At 57.0% G+C, this 7085-nt stretch carries 10 protein-coding genes; 6 read left to right on the plus strand and 4 right to left on the minus strand.

From position 1 onward, the window contains the following. The 6 genes from ACP5EL_RS08260 to ACP5EL_RS08285 form a co-directional block, all read left to right on the plus strand. The coding region (locus tag ACP5EL_RS08260; RefSeq protein ID WP_428402036.1) for an aminotransferase class III-fold pyridoxal phosphate-dependent enzyme at window positions 1-374 on the plus strand (374 nt) is incomplete at its 5' end. Then, entirely contained in the window at window positions 371-820 is a 450-nt protein-coding gene (locus ACP5EL_RS08265) for an ectoine synthase (RefSeq protein WP_428402037.1), read from the plus strand. The genes ACP5EL_RS08260 and ACP5EL_RS08265, both read left to right, overlap by 4 nt. 252 nt (window positions 821-1072) lie before the next feature. Continuing rightward, a complete protein-coding gene (locus ACP5EL_RS08270; RefSeq protein WP_428402038.1) occupies window positions 1073-2239 on the plus strand; it encodes a quaternary amine ABC transporter ATP-binding protein in 1167 nt (388 codons plus the stop codon). Continuing rightward, entirely contained in the window at window positions 2226-3056 is an 831-nt protein-coding gene (locus ACP5EL_RS08275; protein ID WP_428402039.1) for an ABC transporter permease, read from the plus strand. The genes ACP5EL_RS08270 and ACP5EL_RS08275 overlap by 14 nt, the downstream gene beginning before the upstream one ends. 111 nt (window positions 3057-3167) lie before the next feature. Then, complete coding sequence (locus tag ACP5EL_RS08280) at window positions 3168-4049, plus strand: glycine betaine ABC transporter substrate-binding protein (RefSeq protein WP_428402040.1); 882 nt, start codon at window positions 3168-3170, stop codon at window positions 4047-4049. A 212-nt stretch (window positions 4050-4261) separates the two neighbouring features. Next, on the plus strand, window positions 4262-4867 hold the full coding sequence (locus tag ACP5EL_RS08285) for a hypothetical protein (RefSeq protein ID WP_428402041.1): 606 nt from the start codon (window positions 4262-4264) through the stop codon (window positions 4865-4867). 84 nt (window positions 4868-4951) lie between these two features. Here ACP5EL_RS08285 and ACP5EL_RS08290 read toward each other — a convergent pair whose 3' ends face one another. The 4 genes from ACP5EL_RS08290 to ACP5EL_RS08305 all read right to left on the minus strand — a co-directional run. Continuing rightward, on the minus strand, window positions 4952-5404 hold the full coding sequence (locus tag ACP5EL_RS08290) for a hypothetical protein (protein ID WP_428402042.1): 453 nt from the start codon (window positions 5402-5404) through the stop codon (window positions 4952-4954). A 763-nt stretch (window positions 5405-6167) separates the two neighbouring features. Continuing rightward, entirely contained in the window at window positions 6168-6347 is a 180-nt protein-coding gene (locus ACP5EL_RS08295) for an orotate phosphoribosyltransferase (RefSeq protein ID WP_428402043.1), read from the minus strand. Window positions 6348-6375: 28 nt separating this feature from the next. Beyond that, complete coding sequence (locus ACP5EL_RS08300) at window positions 6376-6498, minus strand: hypothetical protein (RefSeq protein ID WP_428402044.1); 123 nt, start codon at window positions 6496-6498, stop codon at window positions 6376-6378. A 108-nt stretch (window positions 6499-6606) separates the two neighbouring features. Then, window positions 6607-7085: alkaline phosphatase family protein (locus ACP5EL_RS08305; protein ID WP_428402045.1), on the minus strand; the 479-nt coding region annotated here is incomplete at its 5' end.

Here is a 7085-nt window from a genome sequence, read left to right on the forward strand (position 1 = left end):
GAGACGACTCCTTCTCGAGAGATGTGAAGAGGAAGGGCGAGATCGTCCGAGAGAGCCTGGAGAGGCTCGTCGACCTGGACGAGAAGGGCGTCCTCTCCGCCCGGGGCAGAGGGATGATGCAGGCCCTCGACTGTACCAGCGGCGATCTAGCCGCCCGGATATCGGCCCTCGCCTTCGAGAGGGGGCTGATCATGGAGACCTCCGGATCTCTGGATCAGGTTCTCAAGTGCCTCATCCCCCTCACCATCAGAGACGACGAGCTGAAGCGGGGGCTCGCCATCCTGGAGGAGTCGGTGATCGAGGCTCTATCAGAGATCCCTGATGGGACTGCTGTAAAGGAGAAGGATAAGCTCGAGATGGAGGTTCTTGCATGATCGTGAGAGACCTCTCGGAGGCTGAGAGTACCGACCGGCGGGTGGTGGCCGAGAACTGGGAGAGCACCCGGCTCCTCCTGAAGGGGGACGGGATGGGCTTCTCCTTTCACATAACCACCATCTATCCGGGGACCGAGACTCACATCTGGTACAAAAACCACCTCGAATCGGTCTACTGCATCGAGGGCGAGGGAGAGGTGGAGGTCCTCGATGGCGATGGAATGGAGGGCGATGGCAAGGCCGTACTCGATAACGTCGGAAATGGCGGCAAGATCTACAAGATCGCTCCGGGCACCATCTACGTCTTGGACCAGCACGACCGCCACCTTCTCCGGGCCAAGACCCCCCTCAAGCTCGCCTGCGTCTTCAACCCGCCCCTCCACGGCAAGGAGGTCCACGACGAGAATGGGGTCTATCCCCTGGAGGGAGGTGGTGTGGCAGACTGAAGAGGGTGTCTGCCGGTTCACCAACTTCTATATTATTATTGATAAATATAATGACTTGAGTTTATATTATTATATACGAGTTAATATCCTATTTTAAATCAAATTTTTAAAATATAAAAATAATTGAACTACATAGAAATGCTTAAAATAGATTGAAACGATAATAATACCGATTATGTACCGAATTTTAAAAAGGGGCTTCGAATGATTTCTGAAGGTGAAAGCATCAAAGTTAGTGTTAGAAATTTATCAATGATCTTCGGGGAGCGGCCTGGTGAGGCCTTACGCCACCTGGAAGAGGGACTTACCAAAGACGAAATTTTCGAGAGAACTGGTCAGATCGTCGGCGTCTACAACGCCAGCTTCGAAGTCGCTGAGGGCGAGATCTTCGTCCTCATGGGCCTCTCGGGGAGCGGCAAGTCCACCCTCCTCCGGTGCATCAACCGGCTCTTTGAGCCCTCTGCAGGAGAGGTCGTCATCGACGGCGAGAACGTCTTGGAGATGACCTCCCAGCAGCTGCGGGAGGTCCGGAGGACGAAGCTCGGGATGGTCTTCCAGAACTTCGCCCTCTTGCCCCATCGGACTATAATCGAGAACGTCGCCTACGGCCTGGAGGTGAGGGGCGTCTCCGAGGGAGAGCGGCTGGCGAAGGCGGCAGAAGTCTTGAGGCTGGTGGGGCTTGAGGGGCACGAGGAGAGCTACCCCCCCCAGCTCAGCGGCGGGATGCAGCAGAGGGTGGGGCTTGCCAGGGGGCTTGCCAGCGATCCCGACATCCTCCTCATGGACGAGGCCTTCAGCGCCCTCGACCCCCTGATACGGCGGGAGATGCAAGACGAGCTCCTCGACCTCCAGGACAAGGTTAACAAGACGATCATCTTCGTCTCTCACGACCTGGACGAGGCACTCCACATAGGCGATCGGATAGCCCTCATGAAGGACGGCGCCATAATCCAGATCGGGACGGGCGAGGAGATCCTGACCAGCCCCGCCGACGAGTACGTCGCCAAGTTCGTCGCCGGGGTCAACATGGCCAAGGTCCTGACCGCAGAGGGGGTGATGAAACGGGCCGATCCTGTCATATTCGCCGACTCGACCCCCGAGGCGGCCCTCAAGCGGATGAGAAAGCGGAAGAAGAGCTTCGCCTTCGTGACCAGCAGAAAGGAGGAGTTTTTGGGGGTTATCAGAGAGGAGGGGGCGAGAGGGGCCGCCGATATGGGCGAGAGGATCGAGGACGTCCTCGTACTCGACGCCCCCGCAGTCTCCCCCGAGACTCCGGTGACGGAGCTTATATCCCTGGTGGCGGGAAGCCCTCATCCTCTCCCCGTGGTCGACGACCATAAGATCTTGGTGGGGATGATCGGGCACGTAGCGCTTCTGGACGCCCTGACCCCGGGGGTGGCTGAGAATGGCGTTGCCTAGAGTCCCCATCGGTGACGGGGTGGAGATCGCCGTCGACTTGGTGGATTCCCACTTCGGAGGCCTCCTCGACCTCTTGAGCTACATCCTCGGCGCCCTCGTTGGGGGGCTCAAGGACCTCCTCCTCTTTCTTCCGCCCCTGGCCATGGCTCTGGTCATCGCTGCCTTCGTCTGGGCGGTGAGCAGACGAAGCCTGAAGCTGGCCGCGGGCACCCTCATCAGCCTCCTTCTGATCGAGAGCATGCAGCTTTGGAGCCTCTCGATGGAGACCCTGGCACTGGTGATCTCCTCCACCCTCGTCGCCCTGGTGATAGGGATACCGGTGGGGATCCTGTGCTCGAGGAGCGACGGCGCAAACGACATGATCACGCCGATTCTGGACCTGATGCAGACGATGCCCTCCTTCGTCTACCTGATCCCGGCGGTGATATTCTTCGGCCTGGGGAACGTTCCCGGTATCATAGCCACGGTCGTCTTCGCCATGCCTCCGACCATCAGGCTGACCAATCTGGGTATCCGGCAGGTTCCAAGAGACCTGGTAGAGGTGGCGGAGGCCTTCGGGTCGACCCCGAGACAGAAGCTCCTGAAGGTCCAGCTCCCCCTCGCCATGCCGACGATCATGGCCGGGGTCAACCAGTGCATAATGCTCTCCTTATCGATGGTCGTCATCGCCGCCATGATCGGAGCCCGAGGGCTTGGTTATCAGGTTCTGGTCGGGATTCAGAGGGTGGACATCGGAACTGGATTTGAGGCGGGGCTCGCCATCGTGATAATCGCCATGGTGCTGGACCGTATCACCCGGAGCCTGACCAGAGGATAAAGAGGGCCGCCCAAAAGGGGTTTATATGAACGGAACAAAACCTCAGAATGAGGGCAATTTCCCTCTAAAATTTGGCCAAAAATGGAAAAAGGGCATTTTGGAAGTGATAACATGGAAACTATCAAATTAAAAAAGCTTTTAGTTGTTGGATTGGTCGCTTTGGTGGCGGTCTTCGTCTCCGGATGCACCGAAGAGGGTGACACCCTCGAGCCGACGAAGGGCGAGGTATCCATCGGATACGTCCTCTGGGACGGCGAGATCGCCAGCACCAACGTTCTCAAGCAGGTCTACGAGAGGGCGGGATACGAGGTCGAGATCATGGCCGTGGATGCGGGACCCCTCTACCAGGGGCTTGCCAACGGCGAGTTCGACCTGACGGTATCGGCATGGCTTCCCGAGACCCAGAAGAACTACTGGGAGATCTACAAGGACGAGATCGATTACGTCGGATCTAACCTCGAAGGTTGTAGGGTCGGCCTCGTGGTGCCCGCCTACGTCACCATCGACTCCATCGAGGAGCTGAACGGGTTCAGAGACGAGTTCGGCGGCGAGATCGTCGGGATCGATCCCGGAGCTGGCATAATGCAGAATACCGAGGACGCCATCGAGATGTACGATCTCGACTACGTACTTGAGGCCAGCTCCGGCGCCGGGATGGCGTCGGCCCTAAAGAGGGCCATCGGCGACGGCGACTGGATCGTGGTCACCCTCTGGTCGCCCCACTGGGCCTTCAACCGCTGGGACCTGAAGTACCTGGCCGACCCCATGAAGGCCTACGGGACCGGAGATAACGCCACCACCCTCGCCCGTATCGGTCTGGAGGAAGAGAAACCCGGAGTTTACGCCATCGCTGAGAGGTTCCATTGGACCCAGGAGGATATATCCTCGGTGATGATGAACATGGAGAACGGAATGCCGGAAGAGGAGGCCGCTTCCAAATGGATCTCGGACAATCCCGAGAAGGTCGAGTACTGGATCGAGGGGGAGGGATAGGCGTATCGGCGGCCGGCCTTCAGCCGACCGCCTTCGATCGGCCCGGCTTCATGGGCCGAGCCGAACTTCTCTCTATCCCAATTTCTCTTTTCTCTGAGCTTCTTCTGCCCGAAATTCCCCTCTTCGATCTTTCGGGGGGTTGATGGACGGTAGACGGCGATCCCAAGATCTGCAGCCGGGAGGACGACTCCAGCTTTGAGCCGTCCCGAGAGGTGATCTGCCCGGTCGGTCGAGAAGAGCGGTGGTTCTTCGTATTAAACCAGGTCCCCTTCCTTCTCCTCTCCTTCTTCGGGATGGGGATGGTGGGGCTTGCGACCGGAATCTGGTGGCCCATTTTAGCTTACTCTCTGGCTGGAGTCGCGTTTCTAGGGCCCGTCGAGATGGCGGCCCTCTGCCGCCACTGTCCTCATTACGCCCGGGAGGGGTCGCGGCTCCGCTGCATAGGCCCAAACCCCTTCCCCAAGCTCGTCGCTTATGATCCCAGGCCTCTCAATACCTTCGAAAAAGTGATCGTGATCCTCTTCTCCATCTTTATGCTCTCCTTTCCGTCTCTGATCCAGGCTTACGGGACTTGGCTTTTCTTCGCCTGGGGGGGTGGGTTTGCCCTCCTGGGGATGGTCGGCGTCAATCTGGCGACGGCGATGGCCGCCCTCCAGTTCGCCTACATCCTGACCCACCATTTCTGTCCGAGGTGCATCAACTTCTCCTGCCCCCTCAACAGGGCGCCGGAGGAGGTCAAGAGGCTCCTGGAAAGAGACCCCGCCATCTTGGATGAAGCGGAGAAGAGCGGGCGCAGGCCAGTGCGGCGCGGGCCTTGAGGCGATCCGGAGCGCGATTCATATCTGGCTTAAATTAAAAAGGATGATAGAATAGGGAAGAGAGGATAGGCCTTTTATCACTCACTACCAGCCGCTCTCTGCCTTCCATGAGGCCTCTTTGAATATGGTGCCCGGATACTTGACCTCAGAGGTGAACTCCTCGGTCACCAGGCGGTACTGCCTCTGGTTTCTGTTGCCGCGACGTTCGAGGACGCCGTCGTAGTACATTCGCGAAAGGTAGGTGGATACGGTGCTGAGCTTTATGTCGTCGGATGCGGCCTCGTACCGATCCTTCAGCTCGTTTGAGGAGAACCAGGATTCTGGGAACTCCTCCCTCACGAAGATCTCCAGCCGGTCTCTCAGGGTCCTGTTCTCTTCAGGCTTTGGCGAGGCAGCCTTTTTGACCATCTCCTCTGTCCTCCCTGAGAAGACGCCAGCTGCGGCCAAGAAATCGATGATCTTCTCTCGAGCTATTGCACCCTCGAATACGTGCGTCGACTTCATGCCGTCGTCTTCGATCTCGATCTTGACCTTCACCGAACTCACCCTCTACCCTGGGGACCCTTGCTGATAGGATGAACCTGGAGATGGAAAAGCCCAACAGACAGATTGAGGGAATAGTTAATGGCGAACCAGGAATAAGTGGCGCATGACTCCTGATCCGCCCACCCCCTTCATTTCAACCCTTCATTCAATTATGTTAATCGTGACGAGTGATGAAAGGGCGAATCGAGATATTAGAGCAGTCTTGGACCTCCATCTCGATCCGCCCACCCCCTTCCATTGCGCTATCTCCCTTACCTGTTACTTACAACTGTGAGGTTGGAGCCTCCGGAAAGGTCCCGAAGTCGCTCCAAAGGCAGAGTGAAACCCGCGGTCACAGTCTCCCCTTCACTTCCCCTACCAATGGCGAACCATTCGCCCCCTTCAAAGCGAAGATCCCCCCTCCATTGCTATGTGATCAGACAGGACGCGAATTTGCTTCTGCAATCATCCATAGTGTTATATTGGTATATAAACTTTTCTGAGTGTAGGGAGTTGTAGTAGCCAGATTAAAGCTGATATATTGGGTTGAATTTAAGATTAAAACCCAAATAGTCGATTTAATCATGTTCACAAGGTTCGAAATTGGTTTGTGAATTAAATAATTCGATTATAAGCCAATTCATGATCATATGCGAAATAAAAATGATCAAAGTGCGGCATCTTTTATACATCACTGGAAAAGCCCTCTCGGCCGGCAGAATGTACAATCGCCGCGATCCGCGAAGCGAAAATAGGATCTTGCGAAGCGCCCAGGTCAAGCGCCCCGAAGGTCATTGGTGAAGGGTTCATCTGATACCTTGTCGAGCCTCCGACCGCCACTGCACTCTCGGCAGGTCCCGGTGGCGGGGTCAAAACATCGCGCGCAGACGAGCCTCCCACAGAGCCGACAGGTGAAGAGCTTGCCCGTCCTCCCGCATATGCTACAGATTCCCATCAATTCCATGATATCAAGATGCCTGCTATCAAGATGCTTGATAGGGTTCGAAGTACTCCTCCACCAGCCAGTCGCCGATCTCTTTCATATACCTGCGCTTCCGCTCATCCTCCAGAGCGGTCTGGTATATTTCGGATAAGTCTTCGTACATGTATGCCTCGCAGACTGGTGAGGAGCCATTTAAACCTGTCGCGCGCCTGAAATCAGAGATTCCGACGGCGAAAAAGCCCTTCAGCAGAGTCCCGAGGATCCCGTCTCCTCAAAGAGGCTGCTCGTCAGCCCTCCAGAGGATCAGTGCCACCTCTTTCGAGTCGAAAACGCCTTTGAGCACCCCTGCATGAAGGGGGTGGTCCCCACAGACGATCATCATCGTTCTTCTGGGAGTTGCTGCGGCCAGCCCTCCAAGATGTCCGTCGATGGCATATGCGGCCTCTCTTATCTTGTCTATCCCTCCGCCACGATGCGCGATCCGATCGATACCGATGAAGTGGGCTACGAGGAGCCTCGGGTCCGCCTCCAGGGCCGCGAGGGACCGGGCCAGGATCTCTCTGTCGAAATCTCTGACGTCCAGGCTCTTGGGAACGGCCATCACCACTTTCACCAAGCCCTCGAAGGTCCTGGCGCCCTCCTCCTCCATCACCACCGCCGATCGGACGTTCTCGGAGCTCGCCCATTCCAGAAGGCTCCTGATCTTTGATTCGGAGGCCTGGCCGGTGTTTCTGATCCCGTGGTTTTGGG

The organism is Methanocrinis sp. (assembly GCF_049974945.1).
GTDB lineage: Archaea > Halobacteriota > Methanosarcinia > Methanotrichales > Methanotrichaceae > Methanocrinis.

Bases quoted from the DNA above. Each gene is read 5' to 3' on its own strand.
- ACP5EL_RS08265 (WP_428402037.1), top strand. From the start codon at position 371: ATGATCGTGAGAGACCTCTCGGAGGCTGAGAGTACCGACCGGCGGGTG.
- ACP5EL_RS08270 (WP_428402038.1), top strand. From the start codon at position 1,073: ATGATCTTCGGGGAGCGGCCTGGTGAGGCCTTACGCCACCTGGAAGAG.
- ACP5EL_RS08275 (WP_428402039.1), top strand. From the start codon at position 2,226: ATGGCGTTGCCTAGAGTCCCCATCGGTGACGGGGTGGAGATCGCCGTC.
- ACP5EL_RS08280 (WP_428402040.1), top strand. From the start codon at position 3,168: ATGGAAACTATCAAATTAAAAAAGCTTTTAGTTGTTGGATTGGTCGCT.
- ACP5EL_RS08295 (WP_428402043.1), bottom strand. From the start codon at position 6,347: ATGGGAATCTGTAGCATATGCGGGAGGACGGGCAAGCTCTTCACCTGT.
- ACP5EL_RS08300 (WP_428402044.1), bottom strand. From the start codon at position 6,498: ATGTACGAAGACTTATCCGAAATATACCAGACCGCTCTGGAGGATGAG.